We start from the raw sequence: 23,584 nt of genomic DNA, 5'->3' as shown, positions 1-23,584 counted from the left end.
TGTCGGCTACACTCATAAACGATTGACTACTAAGGCGAAGCCTCCACCGTCAAGAGAGGGCTGTGTCAATCCGCCCCGGTTGCCGACAAATCAGCCGTGAAACGCTGTTTCACGGCACGGTTTAGCGGTCAAGACTAGTTTGGGTGTGTTGATCGCGGTAAACTCGGCGCTGCTTTCTCCGCTGCCTATTTTCCTCAGGAGTCCCGCCATGATTCGCAAATCCGTTCCCACTCGCCGAGAGTTCCTGGCGAACACTTCCACGGTAGTCGGTGCGACATTTGCCGCAGCCTTCGGCGCGTCCTTTGTCCCCGCGACGGCGCTTGGACGCGATGGAGCCACGGCTGCCAGCGAACGCATCCGAATGGGGTTTATCGGCTGTGGACGTCAATGCTACTACAAAAATATCCCGCTTTTTATGCGGACCGGCGAAGTCCAAGCCATGGCCGTTTGCGATGTTGACGATTGGCGGCGCAACAACGCGGTGAATCAAATCAAAACCCAATACACGTCGGGAAAGGCAAAAGGCACGCTCAGCCATGTCGACCAGCATTTGGATTATCAAGACCTGCTTTCACGCGACGACATTGATGCTGTGATGATTTCGACGCCTGATCATTGGCATTGTCAGATGGCGCTGGACGCAATGAAAGCGGGTAAAGATGTTGCACTCGAGAAGCCCATCACGCGAACGATTGCGGAAGGTCAGCGACTAATCAAAGCTGCGGCCGAACAGAAAAGAATTTTTCGAGTTGATAGCGAGTTTCGCAGCGGCGAATCGGCCCACCGAGCGACCACCTTGGTCCGCAACGGACACATCGGCAGGGTTCGTCGTGTGACCACCTGTGTTCCCGAATCCGACATTCCTTGTCCACAGCAACCCGAGATGCCGATCCCAATCGGATTGGACTACGAGCGATGGCAAGGTCCCGCGCCGCGAGCTCCTTACACGCTCAAACGCGTCCATACTCCTGAGTCGTATGAGCGGCCGGGATGGATGCGACATCTCTACTATTGTGATGGCATGATCACCAATTGGGGGACACACCTCAATAATGGCGCCATGTGGGCGACCGATACCGAGCGAACCGGTCCGGTCGAAATTGAAGCGACGGGCACCTACCCAGATCCCGAGAGCTTCTGGAATGTGCTCTTGAAGTTCAACATTCAATACAAATTCGCGGACGGTTTAGAATGGATTTATCGAACGGAGAAACCCTATTTCTTGATTGAAGGCGATGAAGGTTGGGTTCGCGCCGACTTCACTCAATTTGATGCGGAGCCCAAGTCGCTGTTGAATATCGATTTGACCCAGGTTGATCAAACCTTTCCGCTGCAGGGCGAGAAAGAAAATTTCCTGGCCAGCGTTCGCAGTCGTCAAGAGACCCTTGAACCGGCCGAAGTGGGGCACCGCGTCACCACACTTGGACACCTTGGACACATCGCGATCCACACCGGACGAAAATTACAGTGGGATCCCGTCAAGGAAGTGTTCGTCGATGACGACGGCGCGAATCAATATCTTGACAAACCGATCCAACATCGACCTCAAATCAGCTAGAGCCGGTTACCCATGCACCTTTCGTTACTTTGGGGGTTGCATCAAGTCGATCAGCTTGGACTCGTCGACCTCGATACCAAGTCCGGGGCCGTTTGGGACCTCCAGCGTTCCGTTCTTGGTGACGATGGGGCTTGCGAGCACGTCGGCAGCCAGGAATTGAGGGCCGTTGAGTGCGGCGGGCCTTGTAAGACCATACGCGGCGTACAGTCCGAGCGTGGCTGCAAGCGAGATATCGGGATCCGCCAATCCGCTACCCAGCCACATCAACCCTTCCTGCTCGAGCAGTTCAATCTGTCGCCGCGCCGAATGAAGGCCTCCACACCTTGATGGCTTCATCGCGACTCCGTCGATCATTCCCAAACGGATGAATTCCTCGAGCTCGACAACCGAAACGACTCCTTCGTCCATCAAGATCGGGAGCGCACCTTGTTGCTTGAGTGCTTGGTAACCGCGAAACCGATTGGGACGAAGTGGGGCTTCGAGCACGTCGACGCCGACATCCGCTAACAACGGCGCGGCCCGCAGCGCGTCGTCGAGTTCATAACCGCCGTTTGCGTCCGCCCACAGAAATGCGTCGGGTGCGTTTTGCCGAACTTGCCGAGCCAAGAGCACATCAAAATCGGGATCTGGCCCGACCTTGATATTGAAATGTCGGTAGCCTTGTTGTCGCCCCTCGTCGATCAGCCGTTCGGTCTCGTCGAGGCTCTTCGGATTGAGCGTCCAGCTCAGTGTGATGGCATCACCCACGGGTCGCCCCCAAAGTTCGGCCAATGACTTTCCTTGCAACTTACCGGCCAAGTCATGTGTTGCGATGTCGAGTCCTGACCGAGAGATTGGCATGCCCGTCGAGAAACCGTTGGCTAGCACTCCATTGAGGGTTCGTTCCATCGCATCGCGGTCGAGTGGATCGATACCGATCAGGGAGGGGCCAAAATAGTCTCGAAGCACGATGGTTGCGGTTTCGAGTGTTTCGTAGCTCCAGGTCACGATGGGAACGCTTTGTCCCCATCCGACGGTCCCGTCGTCGGCGGTGACCTTCACCGTCACGGCGGCTCGCCCCATTTGCCCGAATGCTCCTTTGAAGAACTTGAAGTAGCCCTTCGTCGGATAACACATCGGAAAGACTTCCACAGCATCGATCTTCACGCCAACATCCCTCCCTTATCCGGATCCCAAATGCCACGCGTTGCTCTACACGTCGATCTCTTCGGCGTCTTCGGCACGTTCCATGATGAATCGAAACCTCGCTGACGCATCACGGCCCATCAAGTCGCTGATCACTCGGTCGGTTTCGAGGTGATCATCGACTTCCACCCTTAGCAATCGTCGTGTTTGCGGATTGAGTGTCGTTTCCCAAAGCACCTTGGGCATCATTTCGCCGAGCCCTTTGAAGCGTGTGATCTCGGGTTTTGCTCGGCCGCCATGATCTGCCAAAATCTGCTCGCGATGTTCTTCGTCGTTCGCCCAATGCGTTTCCTTGCCGATGTCAATGCGATACAACGGAGGGACCGCAATAAACAGGTTCCCCTCGGCAATCAGTGCAGGCATATGGCGATAGAAGAAGGTGAGCAGTAGTGTCGTGATGTGATGGCCATCGGAGTCCGCATCGGCGAGCAAGATGATTTTCTTGTAACGCAAGCCAGCCAAGTTTAAATTGGGGCCGATCCCGCAACCGAGGGACGAGATCATGTCTTGGATTTCTTTATTCTCCATGATCTTCTTGAGTGTCGCGCATTCGGTGTTGAGTACCTTTCCCCGTAGCGGCAAGATAGCTTGGTAGTTGCGATTGCGTCCCTGTTTTGCACTGCCGCCGGCCGAATCGCCTTCGACGATGAACAGTTCCGATTCCGCCTTTCCGCTTGCCAAGCAGTCGCTGAGTTTGCCGGGCAACATCGTTCGCTTTGCCCCTCCTTTTCGTGACACCGCATCCGATGCGGCCCGTGACGCCGCACGAGCTCGCGCCGCTGCAATGATACGAGCAATCACGGAATCGGCGATTGAACGATTGTTGTTCATCCACTGTTCCATGGCCGGTCGCGTTGACGTTTCCACCACGGCCTGCATTTCGGGGTTATTCAATCGGTCTTTGGTTTGGCCTTGGAATTGTGGATCGGCGATGAACAGCGAAAGGATCGCGACCAAGCCCTCGCGAATGTCTTCGTGCGTGATTTTCACTCCGCGGGGCGTCAAGCTATGGGTGTCGATGTAGTTGCGAACCGCTTTGTTGAGTCCGCTGCGAAGTCCGTTTTCATGCGTTCCGCCGCTGCCTGTGGGAATGCCATTGACATAACTGCGAACGTGCTCGTCGGTGGATTCGGTCCATTGCAGGGTCAGCTCCATGCGAATGTCGTCGTCTTTACGCAACACAAACGGTGCTTCGTGGATCGGTCGCGCGCCGCGATCTTTCAGAACTTTTGCCAAATAGTCGACAATCCCTTGCTCGTGCAGGAACGTCTCTTTGGTCTTGTTCACTTCGTCAACGTAAGTGACCTTGACGCCGCGGTGTAGGAAACTGACCGTTTCCAATCGAGCGCGAATCGTGGCACTCTCGAAATCAATTTTTGGAAAAATGGTGGGATCGGGAGTGAAACTGATCGTTGTTCCGGTGCCGCGCACGGCCCCCTTCAATTTTTGCAACCCCGACTTGGGTCGTCCCCGCTCAAACATCATTCGATACTGGGCACCGTCGCGGCGAACTACGGCGGTCAATTCCTTCGACAGCGCGTTGACCACGGAGGCTCCGACGCCGTGAAGACCGCCTGCGGTTTTGTAGTTGCCACCGTCAAATTTCCCGCCTGCGTGCAGCACGGTGAGCACCATCTCAAGTGCCGGTTTTTTTGTTTTGGGATGCTTGTCGATGGGGATGCCACGACCGTTGTCGCTGACCGTGATGCTCGATCCATCTTTGTGCAGCGTCACCGTGATTTCACTGGCGTGGCCATTCATGGCTTCGTCGACCGAGTTGTCGACGATTTCCCAAATCAGATGGTGCAAGCCTGACATGCCCACACCACCGATGTACATCCCTGGCCGTTTGCGGACCGGATCAAGACCTTCCAGAGCGGTGATGTCTTTTGCGCTATAACTTTTCGTAACCGTGCTCATGCGTTTCTTTTGTCCGACTAATCTTCAAAGGTTTCAGGTGCAGCGATCGGTGGTACGATGATCTCGGCGATCTTGCCGTTCTTCTGAATTTCGTTGCCTCGGCCGCCCCGAGACGTGATGCGGTACTTGGCGGTCGAAATCGTTTTCTTGGCACCACGGTTGGTTTGAACGGTCATCAAGTCTCGATCGCCCGAGGAGGGTTTGAAACCAAGCACTCGGTCATCGGCGGTGATTCGAATCAGCGTGACACCTTTTCCAGGACCTGACAAATAGTTCACGTCCTCGGCCGAGCAGATCATGGCGCGACAATTTTCTGTAACCGCCAAAATCACTTCGGTGCCATGAACGGCGGCGACGTCGATCACCGATGCACCGGGTTTCACCCGAGCGAATCGTCGTCCGGCTCGTGTCGAGGGTTCGCTGAAACCTTCCAGACCAAACCTCAACGCAAACCCATTCGATGTGACGGCTAAGGCGTGTGTTTCGGGACACAGATTGGGTTTCTTGGGATCTTCCTTGATGTCGCTAATAATCCGCGGGTCGAACGACAAGGCTGCAACAATCCGCTCGCCATCCTTGAGTTTGAAGAGCTTTTGGATGGGCTCGCCAAATCCGGTGGACGCAGGAATGTCGATCATCCGAGCGGTGTAGCAAACGCCTAACGAGGAAAAAAGCCCAATCGATTCCCGCGTGCTGCCCGCTACACATGCCAAGACTTCATCGCCTTGCCGGAGCCGGCTCTTACCAGGGTCGGCAATCTGCTTTTGGCGTTTGACCCATCCATCCTTGGTGACCATGATGTGGCAGTCTTCCGCTACGATGAAATCCTCGGCGGTGTATTCTGGCTCTTCGGCCACGGTGTCGATGATCGACTGTCGTTTCGCTCGCAAGTCCTTGCTGTAGTCGCTGATCAGCGATTCAATTTCCGTCCGGATGATCTTCCAGCGTCCCGACGCACCGTAGTCTTTGGTGTCGTCGGCAAGCAATTTCTTGATCTCCCCAGCTCGCTTGCGTTTTTCCTTCAGCTCGTCCAGGATCATGTTGATTTCTAAGCGGGCGAGCCGATACAGTTTCAATTCAAGGATGGCATCCGTTTGTTCGGCGTCCAAGCCACCTTTGGCAGCCGGGAACCGCTGCATGATTTTTTCCGCCGCATCCGCTTTGCCTTCCGATTTCCGAATGATCCGAATGATCTCATCGAGCGCATCGAAGATCAGCGCGAATCCTTCGAGAATATGAATCCGACGTTCGAGGCTCGCGAGTTCGTTCTCGAGCCGCTTGGTCAGCACACTCAAGCGGAAGTGCAAGAAGTGCCACAAAATCTCTTTCAAACCCAAACGATTTGGTGCCCCAACCTCGGGGTTTTCCGTTGGCACCAAGCAGGTCAGGTTGACATTGAAGTTCTTTTGAAAATCGGTGTGTTTGTAAAGATAGGCCAACACCTTGTTCTCATCGGCGTCTTTCTTGAGTAGCAGATCGATACGAATTTCGTCTGTCGACAAATCGCGAGCTTCCACGACCAACGGAAGCTTGCCCGAATACACCAATTCGTTAATTCGTTCCACCAGCGCCGATTTGTTGACACCGAACGGAATCGAATCGACTTGCAGCACTTTGCCACTGCGTGATTTCGCGTTCAGCTTGACGGTCCCGCGCAGCTTGATCGTCCCTTGGCCGATGCTGTAAATCTCTCGCAGCTCTTCTTTGGTGTTGATGATCTGGCCACCCGTCGGAAAGTCGGGCCCTTGGACCGCATCGTTGGCGACAAGTTGATAGTCCTTGATCTCCGGATCCCGAAGCAGTTTCAGCAACGCCTGGCAAACCTCCTTCAAATTGTGCGGGGGAATATTGGTCGCCATGCCGACGGCGATCCCCGTTGCTCCGTTGACAAGCAGATTTGGTACGCGGCTGGGCAGCACCACCGGCTCTTCGCGGCTACCGTCGTAGTTCGGCTTGAAGGCGACCGTGCGCGTCGCCAAGTCAGCCAGAACCTCGCTGGCAATTGGAGTCATCCGACACTCGGTGTACCGCATCGCTGCGGCGTTGTCTCCGTCGACACTGCCAAAATTCCCGCTACCGTCAATCAGCGGCATTCGGAGTGAAAACGGCTGAGCCATTCGGACCAGCGCTTCGTAAATCGAGCTATCCCCGTGCGGATGGTAATTGCCCATCACATCGCCAACGACTTTGGCGCACTTGCGGTGCTTGGCGGTCGCCGTAAGCCCCTGCTGACTCATGGTGTACAAAATTCGCCTTTGAACCGGCTTTAGCCCGTCGCGGACATCCGGAAGTGCTCGGCTGGTGATCACCGAGAGCGAATAGTTCAAATAGCGGACTTGGGCAGCTTGGCGAAGAGGAATTGCTGTCAAGAGATGATCGTCCACGGCGTCAAACAGCGATCCATTCGAATCGGCTTTGGATTTCCGCTTGGACGTCGATTTCGAAGTGCGTTTAGAGCGTTTTGCCACGCTTGCAAGTCCTTTTCTGGTCTGTCTTTCGGTCAGCGGCCGCGCCGCTGCTGCTCAGTCATAGGGGCGAATGCTTGTTCTCGCCCGCTGAATCACCACCAAGCGAGCATTGGCGGCAGTGGGTCTTTACCGCTCTGCGTAATTTGTACGCTTTAGAGCGACTTAGCTCGATGGGTGAAGAGGAGAGATTTTGGTCTCAGGGTGGGGTTATAGCGATCGGACCCGTCGTAGCGAAACCGCTGATCAGGGGAAGCGGGACGAGGCCGATTACAAAGGTCATGCAAATCGTGCTATGGATCCGAAACATGGCGGTAAGGCTGGTCGTGTCCACGGAAGGAAACCATCGGTCAAAATGCCACAACGACAGAAGGGTTATCGGAATCATTTCCGATTCGATTGAATCTGGTTCAGGAGGAACCGCAGGATGAAACGTCATTTCATGCATACGATTGCCTGCACGGCTGCCTTGGCCGTGATTGCCACGACATCGGGTTCGGCAGCGGCCCAGAGGCTCGGCCGGGGAGAACGCATCGTCGAATCCCATGTCGTCAGCGATACCGTGGTTGGAGGTTCGGGATCCACCGAATCGGGATCTTGCCCGTCAGGCGATTGCGGATCGGGCAGCTATGTGGGCGACCTGGGTCGCGATGGATTGGGCCTTGGTGGTTACGACGTCGGTGATTACGGTGATGGAATCGGTTGTCTGGAACGCAAATACGGTCAACCGGACCTGTTCTACAACAACTACACCCAAGGCAACTGCAACCGAACCAACGCTCAGATGTATTTGTCGCCCGTTCCTGTGCCGCCGAACGTTGGGCATACGTTTTTTACGTACCAGCCTTTCTATCCCGAAGAATTGCTTTATTCGCACAAGAACCGATTCCACAATTACTATGACAATGGTCGAGGTATGAATCGCACTCGAGCGACTTATTGGAGTCCTCCGGTTCGCCAAGCCGCCAGCAACTTCTATTGGAATTACTTGCGGATTCCTCGATAGCCGACCGGCACGAAACGTTCGCTCGGTTTCAATCGTCTCTCACCCCCATTCAAATTTTTCTTCGGCAGAATAGTCATGATTCGACGTATCCTTCTCACCGCTGGTTTACTGACGACCTTGGCGGGATGTTTCTCTAACCACAACGAAGTGGCTGCGGGCGATCCGTATGCGATGACGCAAGTTTGGCAACAAAACTTTGCGGCCAATCGCCCCTGGCATGGTGGGTACTACTATCAAAACTATGGCCAACCGACCGCGTTGGTTGTCCCCCCGACGGCGCACATGCGTCAAACGCTCTCGTGGGGTGTCAGTCAAAACTTGATGTATCCGATTCACCACCAATTCGGCCGCAGTGCGAATTCACCGGGCGCAGCGCAACCCGGCAGTTTCCGGGCCACTCCAAATTGGCCAAGTCACACCGATCAATTCGGCGTCTACTACGTGCGTGGCCCTTGGTAGCGAACGCGGAGGAAAATACGCCTTCGGACTGTCCGAATCCTTCGGGCAATCGAGACGTGTGTGGAGCGAATGAGGATGTCAAGCTGAAGGACTTGGCATCCTAATGAAGCGGCAGCAAGCGAAAGCTTGAACATCAACGCCAGCCGCATCTTCTTTCTGGGGCATTCTGCCCCACCGAGGCACTCTGCCTCGTCGGGCCGTCTCTGCGAAGCGGAAAAACACGGCAAGTTGCAAGGTTTCTTCGATTGGCACGCTGTGTGCAATTCCACTGCGTCAGCACTCGCTGATTCGCAGAACGGGTGATGAAAACCGCTGCGGTCGCGATTGGAATCGACCACTCCTTTTTTTCTTCCCCCTAGGAAAACCATCGCAATGAAGAATACGAATCTCAAACGTCGCAAGTTGGCGACCGCTGGCTTGGGCCTTGCCGCCTCGGTTGGACTTTTTGCCGGTGCTGCCTACGTCAGCGCGGACCAAACGATCAAAGATCCGTTGGCAAACCTATCGCCACAACAAGCACAGGCGATCGAATCGGCAAACTCGCTGTCGAGCGCGTTTCGCACGGTTGCCAATCGAGTTCTGCCAGCCGTCGTTGCCATCGAAAACCGGCCTTCGGTCGCATGGAACGCAAAACAAAACGTTCGCCCTTCAAGTGATCCGTTTAGCGGACAAAACCCCTTCAAGGGAACTCCCTTCGAAGACATGTTTGGCGACGAGATGTTCAAGGGACGTCGCTTCCAAATGCCATCCCAGCGGAGCCCCGGAGGCCAACCGACCCCGAGTGCCGGGATTGGGTCCGGCGTGATCATCGATCCCTCCGGGATCATCTTGACCAACAACCACGTGGTTGCTGGCGGCGGCGAAGTGATCGTTCGCACCCAAGACGGTCGTGAGTTTGTTGCCACGAATGTTTGGACGGATCCGAAAACCGATGTTGCGGTGGTCAAGATTGACGGAGCAACGGATCTGGTTGCCGCCATCATGGGCGACAGCGATCAAGTGGAAATCGGTGATTGGGTACTCGCGCTCGGGCAACCGTTTGGACTCGAAAGCACCGTGACCGCTGGGATCATCAGCGCGAAGCATCGCGGCATTGGCATCACGGCACGTGAAAACTTTCTGCAAACCGACGCTGCCATCAACCCAGGCAATAGTGGTGGACCGTTGGTGAACCTGCGTGGTGAAATCGTTGGCATCAATACGGCGATCCATTCACGCAGTGGAGGAAACGAAGGGATCGGGTTTGCGGTCCCCTCAAACTTAGCGGATTGGGTTGGCGATCAATTGGTCGCAACGGGAACCGTCAAACGAGCGTACTTGGGTGTCGGCATCCAGCCCGTCACACAGGATCTGGCGAAACAACTGTCCGTGAAGCCTCGCGGAGGTGTCGTGGTGACCAACGTGTTCCCGGGCACGCCAGCGGCAGAGGCAGGCTTGAAATCTGGCGACGTGATTGTGCGGTTTGGGGACGAACCGGTTTCGACGCCGCAAGGTTTGCAACTGATCGTCGAACGGGCTGCGATCGGCAGCAGGCAAACGGTTGAAGTCGTCCGAGACGGAAAGAAGATGGAATTGACCTTCGAAGCGGCCGAGCAAACCGGTGATTTTGCAACCCAGATGGACGCGGGGGGTGGACCGACCGAAAGCAAAAGGATGGAAAATCTCGGGCTGGAAATCGCGCCCGTCGATGCGGATGTGGCAGAGCAACTTGGTGTGGAAGGGGTCGAAGGCGTGGTCGTGACGGCGGTCGCCGATGGTAGCCCAGCCGACAGAGCGGGGTTATCACCAGGCATGGTGATTTCGCAGGTCGATCGTCAAGGGGTCAAAACCGTTGAGGATTTCGAAGCGGCGATAGCCAGGAATCGTAAGAAGGAAGCGGACGGCGTGCTGCTGCTGGTTCGCAGTGACCAAGGTTCGCGATTCGTCGTGATCAAGTCGTAACCGACTGGCTACTGAGACCGCAGCAGCATCGCCCGTGATTTCGTCGCAGGGCGTCTCATCGAAGCGGTTGGCGTCTGGACTCTCTCTCCCCCTCCAAGTCCAACGCCAACCGCTCTCGTTTCTTGGCGGCAGGCTTCTGATTTGTTCGATACAATCAACTCGGTCAACAAGCAGAAGCTTGTCTGCTGTTTTTGACGCGGCGGATGCGCCGGTAGGGTGGACCGGACGATTCCAAACACTCCCCACCCTCTCCGCACCAACGGTCTAACGATTCGTCCCCTCTTTTTCGTGATTGGTCATGCGACTCGCTGCCAAACTGATTCTGCTGTTTCTTGTCGGACTGCTATTGATTGTCGGGTTGTTCGCCTATCTGACGATCCGCAACGATCGTCAATTGGCACTCGCGGAACACGAACGTTACGCGTCGGATTTAGCCGCGGCGCTCAAGCCATCGCTTCGCGAAGCCATCCAACAACGGGATGCACAACAACTGCAACAGGTGATCTCGCGGTCCACCAGCCAAGTGCGTCATATGCGGATTCGGTTGGTTGAGTTTGATTCGCTGGTGACCACGGAACCGTTTGCTGAAAACCGAAAACCGTTGGTTCCCCGCGAATTAATCGTAACGACCAAAGAGGTCACGACGGTCCGTATGCCTGACCCGACCGGGACGCATACGATCTACACCTACGTGCCGCTTGTCTCCAACGCAGAGTCTGTCGATCCTGCCTCGGGCATTAGTGAGGGGATTGAAATTTCAGCACCCGATACGGAAGCCGACGCCCGCCTGCACCGTTCCTTGCTTTCTTCCATCATGGCACTGCTTGGGGTCGCAACCCTTTCCGGCGTTGTGATCCTGATCGGCGGCGTTGCCATGGTTGGCCGGCCCTTGCATCATTTGATCGAGAAAGTCGAGCGGGTGGGCAACGGGGACTTTGGCGATCCGATCAAGTTGAAGTCAAACGACGAACTCGGCGGTCTTGCCACCGCGATCAATACGATGTGCGATCAATTGGCAAACCAACGTGCTCGCTTGGAAGCGGAAACGGAATCGCGAATCGTCGCGGTCGAACAGTTGCGACATTCCGATCGGTTGAGCAGCGTCGGACGGTTAGCCGCGGGCGTTGCTCACGAGATCGGAACCCCGCTCAATGTCATCAGCGGCCGTGCCGAATTGATCGCAGCCGGCCAACTTCAGCAGCAGGTGATTGCGGAGAGCGCGATGGCCATTCAATCGGAAGCCCATCGGATCACCAAAACCATTCGCGAACTTCTCGATTTTGCACGGCAAAGCACGCCCGATCGATCCGCGCATCCTCTCGGCGAACTGATCGAGCAAACCGTGAGCCTCGCTCAACCATTGGCGGCCAAGCAGAAGGTACGTATCGACTTTGTTCAACCTGACCATCCGCTGATCGCCGAAGTGGATGCCAGCCAGATGCAACAGGTGCTGATGAATCTCATTGTCAATGCGATTCATTCGATCGAGCAGGATGGAACCATCACGATCTCGTTGAGTCACGCGGATTCGAATGTCGGCTACCAGAAGATCGCCATATCGGATAATGGTTCCGGAATTTGTGAACAAGACAAACAGCATATCTTTGAGCCTTTTTTTACGACCAAGGACATCGGACAAGGAACCGGGTTAGGACTTTCCATTTCGCATGGAATCGTTCAGGAGCACGGTGGGAGAATTGAGGTCGAAAGTGAACTGGGTGCCGGAAGTTGTTTTACGATCTATCTGCCGGCTCCATCACGTCCCAAAGCATCGGAAACCGAGGGAGACACTTGATGAGTAAGGAAGGACGCGCGCTAATCGTCGATGACGAACAAAGCATGTGTGAATTGGTGGAAACGGCACTGCAATTACGTGGCATCGCAACCGAGTCGTGTCAGTCCGCCGCCGACGCAATGACGAAAATTCGAGATACTGAATTTGATGTGGTGTTGACCGATGTCCGCATGCCTGGCACGACGGGATTGCAGCTGTGCCAACAAATTGCTGAACTTCGTCCCGATGTTCCCGTGATCGTGATGACGGCGTTCGGCAGTTTAGACACTGCGGTTTCAGCGATCCGCAGCGGTGCCTACGACTTCATCACCAAACCGGTCGAGATGCAGGTGCTTGCCATTGCGGTCGAACGAGCCATTGAAAAACGCAAACTGACAGGGCAGATCCGGATCCTGCAATCGAAGTCGTCGCAGGGTTTCGGAGCTGGCGAACTGCTTGGCGAGAGCGAGCCGATGCGACGACTGCATGACCAATTGCTCCGCGTTGCTGCGTCGGACGCGTCGATTTTGATTACCGGCGAAAGTGGAACAGGCAAAGAGTTGGTCGCAGGATCGATTCATCGACACAGCGAGAGGTCAAAGCAACCCTTCGTTGCGGTCAACTGCACCGCCTTGTCGGAAACGCTGCTGGAAAGCGAACTCTTTGGCCATACTCGTGGCGCCTTCACCGATGCGCGCCACGACCGTCGCGGGTTGTTTCTCGAAGCCGAGGGCGGCACCTTGTTGCTCGATGAAATCGGCGACATGCCAATGTCGATGCAGGTCAAATTACTGAGAGCACTCGAAGAGAACCGATTACGGCCTGTCGGCAGCGACCGTGAGATTGCGTTCGATGTCCGCGTGCTCGCAGCGACCCACCGCGATTTGGAAGCGGCAGTTGAAGAAGGGCGTTTTCGCCAGGACCTGTTTTACCGTATCAACGTTATTCAATTGCACTTGCCTCCGCTCCGATCTCGAGGCGCCGATATTTTGGCGTTGGCGAATCACTTTATCCATCAATTTTCGGCGAAGGCGAACAAGCCGATATTGGGGATTGCCGAGCCTGCGGCAGAAAAATTGCTCGAATACTCGTGGCCCGGCAACGTGCGAGAACTGCGAAACGTCATCGAGCGGGCCGTGGCATTGACGCGTTACGATACGGTGACAGTAGATGACCTGCCCGAAAAAATCTGCGACTTTCGTCGCGGATCGGTGTTTATCGGTGGCGACGATCCCACTGAACTGGTGTCACTCGAAGAGATTGAAGCACGCTACATTGATCATGTCTTGAACGCCGTCAACCAAAATCGTACTCAAGCGGCACAGATTCTCGGAGTCGATCGCAAAACGTTGTATCGGAAGCTGAAGTAGCAGCGTCCAGAAAACGTCTCGTTTCCCCTCGCAATCAGGGATCACGGCATCGACAAGAAACGATGCCAAGCAACCGTTTAGCGAACCTTCCACTCCAACACGCCGCCCGAGAAGCCGTCACGCAGTTTGACGACCAACCGCAGCGCATCCGTCGTCACCGGTTTGAACGCGACAACATTGAATTGATCCTGCTGGGTCCCGTACTTGGAGCGGTCCATCAGCTGCACGGACTTCCATTCGCCCGAGTCGCGGTAGAGCAATTTCCACGACGCGGGAACACGGCACTCTCCTTTGCCGGTATCGTCAAACCAATAAACCGACGCCTCCGACACCTCACGCGGACCTGCGAAATCGTATTGCGCCCACTCTTCGCTGCCGCGGTGGTCCCACCAAGTCATCCGCTCGGTTGCTTGATCCCCAGAACGCTTCGGTTCGAGCGAGTCACACATCGCATCCGCCGAGTCGCTGCCGTGGACGTGTGATGCACTGGCATCGTACAGCGGCGGCTGGGGAATTGCCGGCGCCGTCCACTTGTGAGCTCGTTCCCCTTCGCCAATCACCGGGAAAGCAGAAATGCGAAGTCGGGCTGCCCCCATGGGGACCAGCGTCACCGTCTCGATCGGCTGATGGGACGAGACCGGGCTGTCCTGCAATTCGGCACACAGTCCATGCCGGTCCACGGTCCACTGGGGAATCCGCTTGGCTTTCACCCGCATGGACCACGGGACCGAATCGAGCGTGAACGGAAAATCGTCTGCCGGCCATTCCCCACGCAAAAGTTCGAAGGACCGTTTGGGGTCGTCTGCGTTCAAAACCAATCCGTAATTCCAAGGCGACTGAGGATGGATTTCCCACGACGGCCAAGCGGCCGTATCGACACCGTCTTGCCATTTGGAATCGCCGATGGCGGTCGAGGTACTTTCGAACTTGACGTACTGCTCATCAATCCGTAGCGAAAACGTCAACGGGCCGAAGTCGACGCTGACGCTGTCGTGGTTTTGTTTCCAATTGCGAACGCGAATCTGCATCGGCAGCCGTAGCGTGACCTTGTCGCCGTCATTCCAAGTGCGATCAATCTTTGCGTAACCAGCTCCGGAAAGTTTGGCGTTGATCCTTTCGCCATTGATGCTGAGCTGCGCATCGTTGCACCAGGCCGGAATCCGCATGTACAAGGGGAACGTCACTCGCTTGGGCGTGTTGACCGTAATCTGGATTTGTTCATCGAAAGGGTAATGCGTCTGTTCGCTCAACGTGACTTCGGTACCATCGCCGACTTTCACGTTCACTTTACTTTCACAGTACATCGACGCACAAACACCATTGTCCGGCGTCGCGGCCCATAAGTTGCGGGCGTAATACGGCCACCCGTGCGAGTGATTGTGTTGACAACATCGCGAACTAAACGGGTTCATCATCATGAACGGACCACCGTTATCGATTCCTGGATGATGGTTCTGTTGGTCGCTGATGACCATGTTGGGGCCGGTCAAATAACGCAACGAGCGAAAATCGGGCATCACGGCTGCTGGGTAAGTGTTGAAAGCAACGTCTTCGCAGTTGTCCGCCCAGAACGTGTCACCCGTAATCTGTGTTAGCAGTTCGTCCGAGAGCATTTGCTCGACCATTCCACAGGTTTCCACACATTGCCTTGGATCATCGAAACCCTCGCGACAATTTTCATCACCGCCAAACATGCCTCCGGGGACTTGCCCATAGCGTCGACGGATTTCGTGGAAATTGTTGTATGCCGCTTGCAAGTCTTGCGGGTCATGAGTCTGTAGATAGTAGGTTGCCGGTTCGCCGAACGCTTGAGCAACATTGACGTTATGCCAATTCGGAAGCGTGTCGTTCATCCTCCAATCGGCGGTGTTGCGATGCATCTTCTCGGCCACCTCCAACAACGACTTGTCGCCCGTGCGGTTGTACAGCCAATAGATGCTGTATAGATTGTCACCGCCACGCATGTGTTGCCAGTAACCGGTCAACATCGCTTCGTCGGCAACGGACCCTTGATAGTGAAAGTATTTGGCCATCAAGTCGAGCACTCGCTCGTCATGAGCATATTCATAGTACGATTGCAGGCAGTACAGCATGATCATGTTGGCCCAGTAATCGCGAGAGCCGTCGTTCATGCGATGGTCGGGACCGAAGTCACCGTTTGGCCGTTGTGAATTCAGAGCACCTTCAATCCAAATCTTTGTCTCGGCGATCATCTCGGGATCGTCCAATCGATAGGCGATTTCGCCGTAGCCTTTCAGCCAATAGGGTAGCTCTTCCCAGCCCCATTTGCCCTTACCATCTTTGCTTAACCAAGCGTTATCGTCTTTTTGCAGCCAGGCGCTGATTCGTCCCAAATTTCCCGTCAATCCATCTCGTTGCTTTTCCAAATAGACACGGAGCCAACCGTCCGGTTCGACGGATCCAACTGGAAGCCCGATCAGTGAACTGGGCACCAAGGGAACACGATTGCTGACGTAATGCTGGTTGATTTGGTCAATCGACGGACGAGTGACGAAAGTGACCGAGGGGGTTTCCGCAACACCGAATTGTGGCGTAGAAAGGACGGCCAACACGGCCAAAAGGGCAAGTAGGAGGCGATGGATCATTGAGATAGGTTCTTAGGCGGGGGGTTTTCAAACGCTGGGCGGGACTGCTTTAGCGTCGTTTGCTGATCGATTGAACAAAGCGCAACAAGAGTGCGTAGGCGGGGCCATCCATGCCGCCGTGGTCAAACCCCTCAAGTTCGTATAGCTCGGTGTGCTCGTGCCCGGCTTCTTTCATCATTCGCCACAAGTAGGCGTTCTCTTCGTAGCGTCCGAGCATTTCCATGTCACGATCCCCCGTAATCAGCAGCAGCGGAGGGGCGTCATCACGAACGTGGAAGAGCGGAGCCATTTCATCGACGACCGGCTGGGTCCCACCGATGCCACGCTCTTTGCGCACCGTGAAATGCGTGATGGTGTGGCCGCTGAAGGGAACCAATCCTGCGATCTGGTTTGCATCGATGTCATGAGCGGCCAACCATCGTTTGTCCAAACCCAGCATGCTGGTGAGGTAGCCGCCCGCTGAGTGACCACTGACAAAGATGCGATCCTTGGAACCACCATACTGGTCGATATGGTTGAACGTCCAAGCAACCGCTGCCGCAGCATCTTGCACGTAAGCGGGTGATTGCACCTTGGGGCTGAGCCGGTAGTTGACGGCAACCACCGCCACGCCTTGATCGGTCAGCTCTTTTGGGATGGAGCGGTTTCCGCCTGTTAAACCGCCGCCATGGAACCAGACGATCGTTGGGAAAACCTTGACGGTTCGCGGATAGTAAAGATCCAACCGGCACCGCTCGGTCATGTAGTCCGTCAAATCATCGCCGCTTCGATACAGGATATCCCGCTCGGTCTGATACGCGGTTGAAGAGAAGGCGGCTTCTTGAGCGATCGCCAAACCATACCCGCTCAACAAGCAGAGTGCCAAAAAGAGAAAACGGTTCATCAGGGTTGCCGGTGGGTGGAAAAAAGAACCGCCAGTGCAACGCGCTGGCGGTGATTCATCAGTCGACCAAAAACCTATTTGATCGGAGTTTCCTTGTCGCCGTTTCGGATGTAGGGATCGCGTACTTGTTCACCTTCGGCAGGCTTGAATTCACGCACCCAAATATTGCGGAAACGAACGGGGTTGCCATGATCTTGAAGACCGATCGGGCCAACCGGTTCGTGCGCGGTGTACTTGGGAGGCCGATTGTAAGGCGTATCACCCTGCAAAGCAAAATGGTTCAAGATCAAGACACCGTTATGCATTGCCGTAATGTATGCAGGCGATTCAAGGTTTCCGTCATCGTCGAACTTAGGAACCGTCCAAAAAATGTCGTAAGTGTTCCACTCGCCCGGTGGTCGCATTGCGTTCGCACTCGGAGGCGTTTGCTTGTAGATCGCCCCGGCTTGACCGTCCCGATACGTCTCGTCTTCGTACGAGTCGAGCACTTGGATCTCGTAACGGCCCATCAAAAAGACACCGCTGTTGCCGCGTCCCTGTCCCGTGCCCTTGGGTGGGTTCGGAGCGGACCATTCAATGTGCAATTGGCAATCACCAAACTTCGCCTTGCTGGTAATCACGCCTTTTCCCGTCACAGCACATCCCTCTTCGACCTTCCAGTTCTCTCCGTTGTTCCACTCGGCTAAGTCCGAACCGTCAAACAGGATCACGGCATCCGACGGCGGATCCGAATTGTTTTCACCAGGAGTGACAACGGGCGGAGTTTTCCATTCAATGCCGTTCAAATATTCCTCGGCGTTCACGACGCTCGAAGCACAGAGACCAGCAACGACGGATAGGGACAAACAAACACGTTTGAACATTGGGGTTCCTCTAGTAGCAATGTGGGACAGGAAGGTGGGTGCAAGCGATCGGTAGTTTAGGTTTCATCTTTCGTGAAATCGTCTGAAGACGCTCTTACCGTTTGCTTGCTCGGCCCGAGTTTACACCGAAAGAAAATGGTTGACGAGGACTGCAGATCGCACTATCCTCATTTAGTGGGGCTTTAACCACCCAAGAGAAGCCAAACCACTCCCGCTCGCCCATTCCTGGGCTACCCGCGGTCGCTGCGTCCGACGCACAGTGCTTGACAGGTTTCCAGCTTGCACGTTTGACGCGTCGTTCGCCGCGGTCGCAGGACTGGCGTCTGTCAACTTTGTTTCCTTGCGCTTCTTCATGCCCTTCGCTTTGTCGGCTCGTCGATGCGTAGACTAACCAGCCTTCCTTAGTACGAGCGATGCGATGAACCGAAGCCGGGTCCCCCACCTACTCGCTTACGTGACTCTCCTTTGCAGTGGTGTACTCGTTTTGGGTGGCATCGCGGATGCCGCAGACGAGACCGAACCCGCTGCCGAAGCCATCAGCTTCGCAGTGAACGTGGAACCGATTTTGCGAGAAAAGTGTTGGGGTTGCCATCAGCGAGCCAAATCGCTTGGCGACTATGTGATGTCGGATTTTGATTCGCTGCTGCGCGGTGGTGAGACGGGACAATCCGCGATCGTTCCGGGAGCGCCGGACGAAAGCTATTTGCTTGAGCAAATCGTTCCCGTCAACGGGCATGCCGAGATGCCTAAGCCGCCCTTCCCCGCTTTGACCGATGGGGAAATCGACACCATCACTCGGTGGATCGCCGAAGGGGCCAAAAATGATTCGCTGCCCGAATCGACTTCAAGCTACGATGCTTCCCATCCCCCGGTCTACATCGGTTTCCCTTCGCTGCCGTCGGTGGATGTTTCGCCCGATGGCAAGTGGATTGCGGTGGCAGGCTTTCATGAAGTTGTTTTGCTTGACGCTCAATCGGGGCGACCTGCGGCTCGGCTGATCGGGATCAGTCCTCGCATCAATACGGTTCGTTTTTCACCGGATGGAGAGCGATTAGCAGCCGTGGGCGGAACACCAGCCGTACAGGGTGAAGTACAGATTTGGGACGTTGTATCGGGCGAACTGTCGCTCTCGCGACTGTTCACCTACGACGCACTGTGCGGTGCCAGTTGGTCGCCTGATGGTTCAATGCTTGCGTTTGGGGCTGCGGACAACGCGGTCCGAGCCATCGAAGTGAAAACGGGAACTCAAGTGCTATTCCAAGGCGCCCACGAAGACTGGGTTCGCGACACCGTTTTCACGCCGGACGGACAACACTTGGTTTCGGTCGCTCGCGATATGTCGTGCAAGTTAACCGAAGTCGAGACGGAACGCTTCGTGGACAACGTGACATCGATCACGCCCGGAGCCCTTTCCGGTGGACTTAATAGCATCGCGGTGCATCCTCAGCGGAACGAGATCCTCGTCGGCGGTTCGGATGGCATCGCCAAGGTTTATCGGGTGTTCCGCGAAACGGAAAGAAAGATCGGCGACGATGCGAACCTGATCCGCGCCATGCCCGAAATGCCGGGGCGGATTTTTGGTGTTGCGGTCAGCCCCGATGGTTCACGGCTCGCCGCGGCTTCCACTCTTGATGGAAATAGCGAAGTCCGTGTGTGGAAGTACGATTTCACGGGAATGATCGACGGCGAACTGAAGAAGATCCTCGCCAAACGCACCTCCGAGCGTGGCCCCGACGAGAACAAAGCTGTCGAGGCCTATCTGTCGAAACCGGTTGTCGAAACGGCTCGCTGGAAGACCTCCAAGGCGGCCGTTTATGCGATCCGCTTCGCCCCCGACAATTCACTGCTATTCACTGCGAATGACGGCAACGTACGTCGACTCGACCCAGATGGGAAATTGACGGGCGAATACTCGGCGGTTTTCAAAGCCAACAACCTGGCGGTTGCGAGCGACGGGTTTGATGCAAAAGCATGGACCGAGGCGCAAGCCGAGCGACCGGATCATGCAACCTCCGAGTCGCCCATCGATCTTGATTCCGTTCGCTTGCTTACGGTTTACCCTGCGTCGATCACCCTCGACACACCCTATGCCTACTCACAATTGGTCATCATGGCATCCGACGGTGATGCGACTTCGTTCGATGTGACGCGGCACTGCGAAATACAATTGCCATCGTGTCTTGCGATGACCCCCACGGGGCTGATTCGGCCAACCGATAACGGAGAGGGCGAATTGCGTGTTCGTCTTGGCTCGCTTTCACAGACGGTGTCGGTTTCCGTTTCGGGAGTGGAATCTCGCAACGATTCGGGTGCTGTCGACTACATCCATGATGTCAATCCCGTCTTGAGTCGGTTGGGCTGTAACCAGGGGACTTGTCATGGTGCGCAGAAAGGGAAAAACGGATTCAAATTGTCGCTTCGCGGCTACGATCCCGTGTTCGATTTGCGTGCCTTGAAGGATGACCTTGCGTCAAGACGCATCGACGCCGCATCCCCTGACGATTCGTTGATGCTGCGTAAACCGCTCGGCTTGACTCCACACCAAGGCGGTGTGTTGATGAAACAGGGCGATCCGAATCACGCGATTCTAAAACGTTGGATCGCGGACGGCAGCCAGATTGATTTCCAGTCACCACGAGTGGCCTCCATCGAGATCTCCCCCATCAATCCTGTCGTGATGTCGATCGGTTCCAGACAACAAATTCGGATCACGGCCACCTATCGCGACGGTCGTAAACGTGACGTCACGGCAGAGTCGTTTGTCGAAAGCGGTAACACGGAAGTCGCCACCACCAACCGGTCGGGCTTATTGACATCCATCCGCCGTGGCGAGGCCCCGATTCTAGCACGCTTTGAGGGGGCCTATGCAGCAACCACGTTGACGGTGATGGGCAAGCGCCCCGAGTACAAAGAGCCACAACTCGAAACATGGACTCCGATCGACGAACTCGTTGCCGCGAAATGGAAACGCGTCAAAGTCGTTCCGAGTGAACTGTGTGACGATGCGACGTTTTTGCGACGGGTCTACTTGGACTTGACCGGTTTGCTGCCCTCCAGTGACAAAGTGCGTGCCTTTCTAAGGGATGAATCTTCAAGCCAAGACAAACGGACGAGAATGGTCGATGAGCTGATCGGCAGTGATGATTTTGTCGAGTACTGGACCAACAAATGGGCGGACCTGCTGCAGGTCAATCGAAAGTTCCTCGGCGTCGAGGGAAGCACGAGATTCCGCCAGTGGATTCGCGATGGAGTTGCCGACAATCAGCCCTACGACCAATTCGTAGCCGAGATTCTCACCGCCAGCGGGTCGAACCATGACAATCCACCCGCATCGTATTTCAAGACGCTACGGACCGCGGAGGATACGATGGAGAACACCACCCATCTGTTCCTCGGCATTCGATTCAACTGCAACAAATGCCATGACCATCCGTTTGAACGATGGACTCAGGACCAATACTACGAACTCAGCGCATTTTTTGCGCAGGTTGATCTGAAGACGGATCCCGCTTCCGGGAAACGCAAAGTGGGCGGAAGTGCCGTGGAGGGTGCGAAACCGCTGTTTGAAATCGTGGTCGACAAGCAACAAGGCGAAGTCACGCATGCCAGGACAGGAAAAGTCGTTGCACCGGAGTTCCCTTTTGAGGTCCCCTTCGAACGCGACACCGATCGGACACGACGCGAAATCTTGGCTCGCTGGGTCACGGATGCAAACAACCCGTACTTTGCTCGCAGCTACGTGAATCGGCTTTGGGGCTACTTGATGGGAATCGGGTTGATCGAGCCGATCGACGACATTCGCGCGGGAAACCCCCCAAGCAATCCCAAATTGCTCGAGTTCTTGACCCGGGAATTCATCAATTCGGGGTTCGACACTCGGAAAATGTTGAGGTTGATTTGCACCAGCCGAACGTACCAATTGAGCATCGAAACCAACCCGCTCAACGACGACGACCAACTTAACTACTCGCACGCGATTCCACGGCGTTTGCCTGCCGAAGTGATTTTTGACACGGTGCATCAAGTGACGGGAGCGGTGAGCGAAATCCCTGGCATGCCGAAGGGAACGCGAGCGGCGGCGGTGACCGATTCCGGGATCGAATTGGCAGACGGCTTCCTGCAAAATCTTGGCCGACCGGTTCGAGAAAGCGCCTGCGAATGCGAACGGTCCTCCGAGCTGCAACTCGGGCCTGTGATGGCCTTGGTCAGCGGACCCACCGTCGCCTCGGCAATCGTAGGCCAGCAAAACGAGTTAGCCGAGTTAGTCAAACAGCATCCTGAAGATCGAATGCTTGTCGAAGAGATCTTTGTCCGAGCATTGGGCCGTTTTCCAACCGCTGCAGAGCAGGCAGCGGTTGACCAGATTCGCGATCAAATCATGTCCGACCACGATGCGTTAGCCTACGAAGTCGCAAGGGCAGAGTCCGAGTGGAAACGGGACAAAGCCGAACTTGAAATGATTCGACTTGCCAAGTTTGCAGCAACGGCAAAGGAAATCTCGGATCGTGAACAGTTGATCGCACCTGAACGACTTCGACTTGAAGAGGCGAGGAAACATCGAGTGACTGCGGCCGAAAAGGCTTTGCAGGAAGCAGAAAACGCACTCGCGGAATCGATCGAAGGCAGGTTCTGCAGCGAAACTTCGGTAGAGTGGCATCCGCTTACGGCAACCAAAGCGATCGCGTCCAATGATACCGTGTTCGCGTTTCAACCGGATCGATCGATCCGGGTGTCCGGCAAAGCCGAAAAGGGAACTTACACGATCGAGTTCAAAACAAGTCTAACGGACATCACTGGATTTCGTCTTGAAACGTTGGCATCCGCCGAGTTACCGGCAGGGGGGCCAGGACTCGGCGAGAATGGAAACTTTGTGCTGACGGAAATCGAAATTTATCGGGCATCCGCAGAACAAAAAGGCCTCGGCGATAAGCTAGCGATCGCTGCTGCAAAGGCGGACTTCGCTCAAGACAGTTACGCCGTCGAACAAGCGATTGACGGACAAACCCGAGGCAATGGAGGATGGGCCGTTGCCGCAGCGTTTGGTATCGACCACTGGGCCACCTTCCAATTGAAACAGCCGATTCACAACGAGGCCGACACTCGATTCACGTTGGTGCTACATCAGTTCCACAGTGCCGATATGCACCGAATCGGGCGTCTGCGAATCTCAGCAACCACGGCGGAGGGGGACATTCCGCTCGGATACAGCGAATCCATTGCTGCGGTATTGGCCACCGCAAAGGCAGACCGTACCGCCGCGGCGACGAAGGTGTTGGTCGACTATGCCGGGGCGACCGATTCGACGCTGGCAGAGCTTCGTACGGTGGTCGCCGAGGCTCGCAAGCCGGTGCCACCGGATGTGCCGTTGCAGAAGCTGAAATCGCGACGGGAGTCCTTGTCCGTCGAAACACCCGATGCCCCGGCGCTCGTTCGACTTCGTAGCGATCTTGCGGCAAGCACGCAGCAACAGACCAATCGACGGTTGACCGCGACCGAGGACCTCGTTTGGGCACTCATCAACAGCCCCGCGTTTTTGTTTAACCACTAAGGAACG

General features: G+C 55.6%; 13 protein-coding genes. 7 read left to right on the top strand and 6 right to left on the bottom strand.

Translation table 11 applies throughout. The features are described from left to right. Nucleotides 1-208: 208 nt before the first annotated feature. Entirely contained in the window at nucleotides 209-1,558 is a 1,350-nt protein-coding gene (locus Poly41_RS17345; RefSeq protein ID WP_146527993.1) for a Gfo/Idh/MocA family protein, read from the top strand. Between the two features lie 24 nt (nucleotides 1,559-1,582). On the opposite strand, the gene Poly41_RS17340 is transcribed toward Poly41_RS17345, so the two are convergent. The 3 genes from Poly41_RS17340 to Poly41_RS17330 are packed head-to-tail and all read right to left on the bottom strand — an operon-like array spanning nucleotide 1,583 to nucleotide 7,131. Beyond that, nucleotides 1,583-2,704: a mandelate racemase/muconate lactonizing enzyme family protein gene (locus tag Poly41_RS17340; protein ID WP_146527992.1), complete on the bottom strand. Its 1,122-nt coding sequence runs from the start codon at nucleotides 2,702-2,704 to the stop codon at nucleotides 1,583-1,585. 45 nt (nucleotides 2,705-2,749) lie between these two features. After that, complete coding sequence (locus Poly41_RS17335) at nucleotides 2,750-4,663, bottom strand: DNA gyrase/topoisomerase IV subunit B (RefSeq protein WP_146527991.1); 1,914 nt, start codon at nucleotides 4,661-4,663, stop codon at nucleotides 2,750-2,752. Between the two features lie 17 nt (nucleotides 4,664-4,680). Continuing rightward, nucleotides 4,681-7,131 (bottom strand): DNA gyrase/topoisomerase IV subunit A, encoded by a 2,451-nt coding sequence (locus Poly41_RS17330; protein WP_146527990.1) that lies wholly within the window; start codon nucleotides 7,129-7,131, stop codon nucleotides 4,681-4,683. Between the two features lie 424 nt (nucleotides 7,132-7,555). Between Poly41_RS17330 and Poly41_RS17325 the strand changes: the two genes are divergently transcribed. From Poly41_RS17325 to Poly41_RS17305, 5 genes are all read left to right on the top strand, one after another. Further along, complete coding sequence (locus Poly41_RS17325; protein WP_146527989.1) at nucleotides 7,556-8,134, top strand: hypothetical protein; 579 nt, start codon at nucleotides 7,556-7,558, stop codon at nucleotides 8,132-8,134. A 75-nt stretch (nucleotides 8,135-8,209) separates the two neighbouring features. Further along, nucleotides 8,210-8,593 carry a hypothetical protein gene (locus Poly41_RS17320; RefSeq protein ID WP_231615731.1) on the top strand — a complete coding sequence of 128 codons (384 nt, stop codon included), beginning with the start codon at nucleotides 8,210-8,212 and terminating at the stop codon, nucleotides 8,591-8,593. A gap of 372 nt (nucleotides 8,594-8,965) precedes the next feature. After that, complete coding sequence (locus Poly41_RS17315; protein WP_146527988.1) at nucleotides 8,966-10,534, top strand: Do family serine endopeptidase; 1,569 nt, start codon at nucleotides 8,966-8,968, stop codon at nucleotides 10,532-10,534. Nucleotides 10,535-10,832: 298 nt separating this feature from the next. After that, on the top strand, nucleotides 10,833-12,329 hold the full coding sequence (locus Poly41_RS17310) for a sensor histidine kinase (RefSeq protein ID WP_146527987.1): 1,497 nt from the start codon (nucleotides 10,833-10,835) through the stop codon (nucleotides 12,327-12,329). Then, entirely contained in the window at nucleotides 12,329-13,678 is a 1,350-nt protein-coding gene (locus Poly41_RS17305; RefSeq protein WP_146527986.1) for a sigma-54-dependent transcriptional regulator, read from the top strand. The genes Poly41_RS17310 and Poly41_RS17305 overlap by 1 nt, the downstream gene beginning before the upstream one ends. 77 nt (nucleotides 13,679-13,755) lie before the next feature. Here Poly41_RS17305 and Poly41_RS17300 read toward each other — a convergent pair whose 3' ends face one another. From Poly41_RS17300 to Poly41_RS17290, 3 genes are all read right to left on the bottom strand, one after another. Then, nucleotides 13,756-16,284 (bottom strand): beta-L-arabinofuranosidase domain-containing protein, encoded by a 2,529-nt coding sequence (locus Poly41_RS17300; RefSeq protein ID WP_146527985.1) that lies wholly within the window; start codon nucleotides 16,282-16,284, stop codon nucleotides 13,756-13,758. A gap of 49 nt (nucleotides 16,285-16,333) precedes the next feature. Then, a complete protein-coding gene (locus Poly41_RS17295) occupies nucleotides 16,334-17,167 on the bottom strand; it encodes an alpha/beta hydrolase (protein ID WP_146527984.1) in 834 nt (277 codons plus the stop codon). 74 nt (nucleotides 17,168-17,241) lie between these two features. Further along, nucleotides 17,242-18,030, bottom strand: coding sequence for a 3-keto-disaccharide hydrolase (locus tag Poly41_RS17290; protein WP_146527983.1), 789 nt, complete (start codon nucleotides 18,028-18,030; stop codon nucleotides 17,242-17,244). A 418-nt stretch (nucleotides 18,031-18,448) separates the two neighbouring features. On the opposite strand from Poly41_RS17290, the gene Poly41_RS17285 reads away from it, so the two are divergent. Further along, nucleotides 18,449-23,578: a DUF1549 domain-containing protein gene (locus Poly41_RS17285; protein WP_146527982.1), complete on the top strand. Its 5,130-nt coding sequence runs from the start codon at nucleotides 18,449-18,451 to the stop codon at nucleotides 23,576-23,578. The last annotated feature ends 6 nt before the right edge of the window (nucleotides 23,579-23,584 follow it).

Origin of the sequence: Novipirellula artificiosorum (assembly GCF_007860135.1) — a bacterium.
GTDB classification, from domain to species: Bacteria; Planctomycetota; Planctomycetia; order Pirellulales; family Pirellulaceae; genus Novipirellula_A; species Novipirellula_A artificiosorum.
This window is presented reverse-complemented; position numbering and strand designations above follow the sequence as displayed.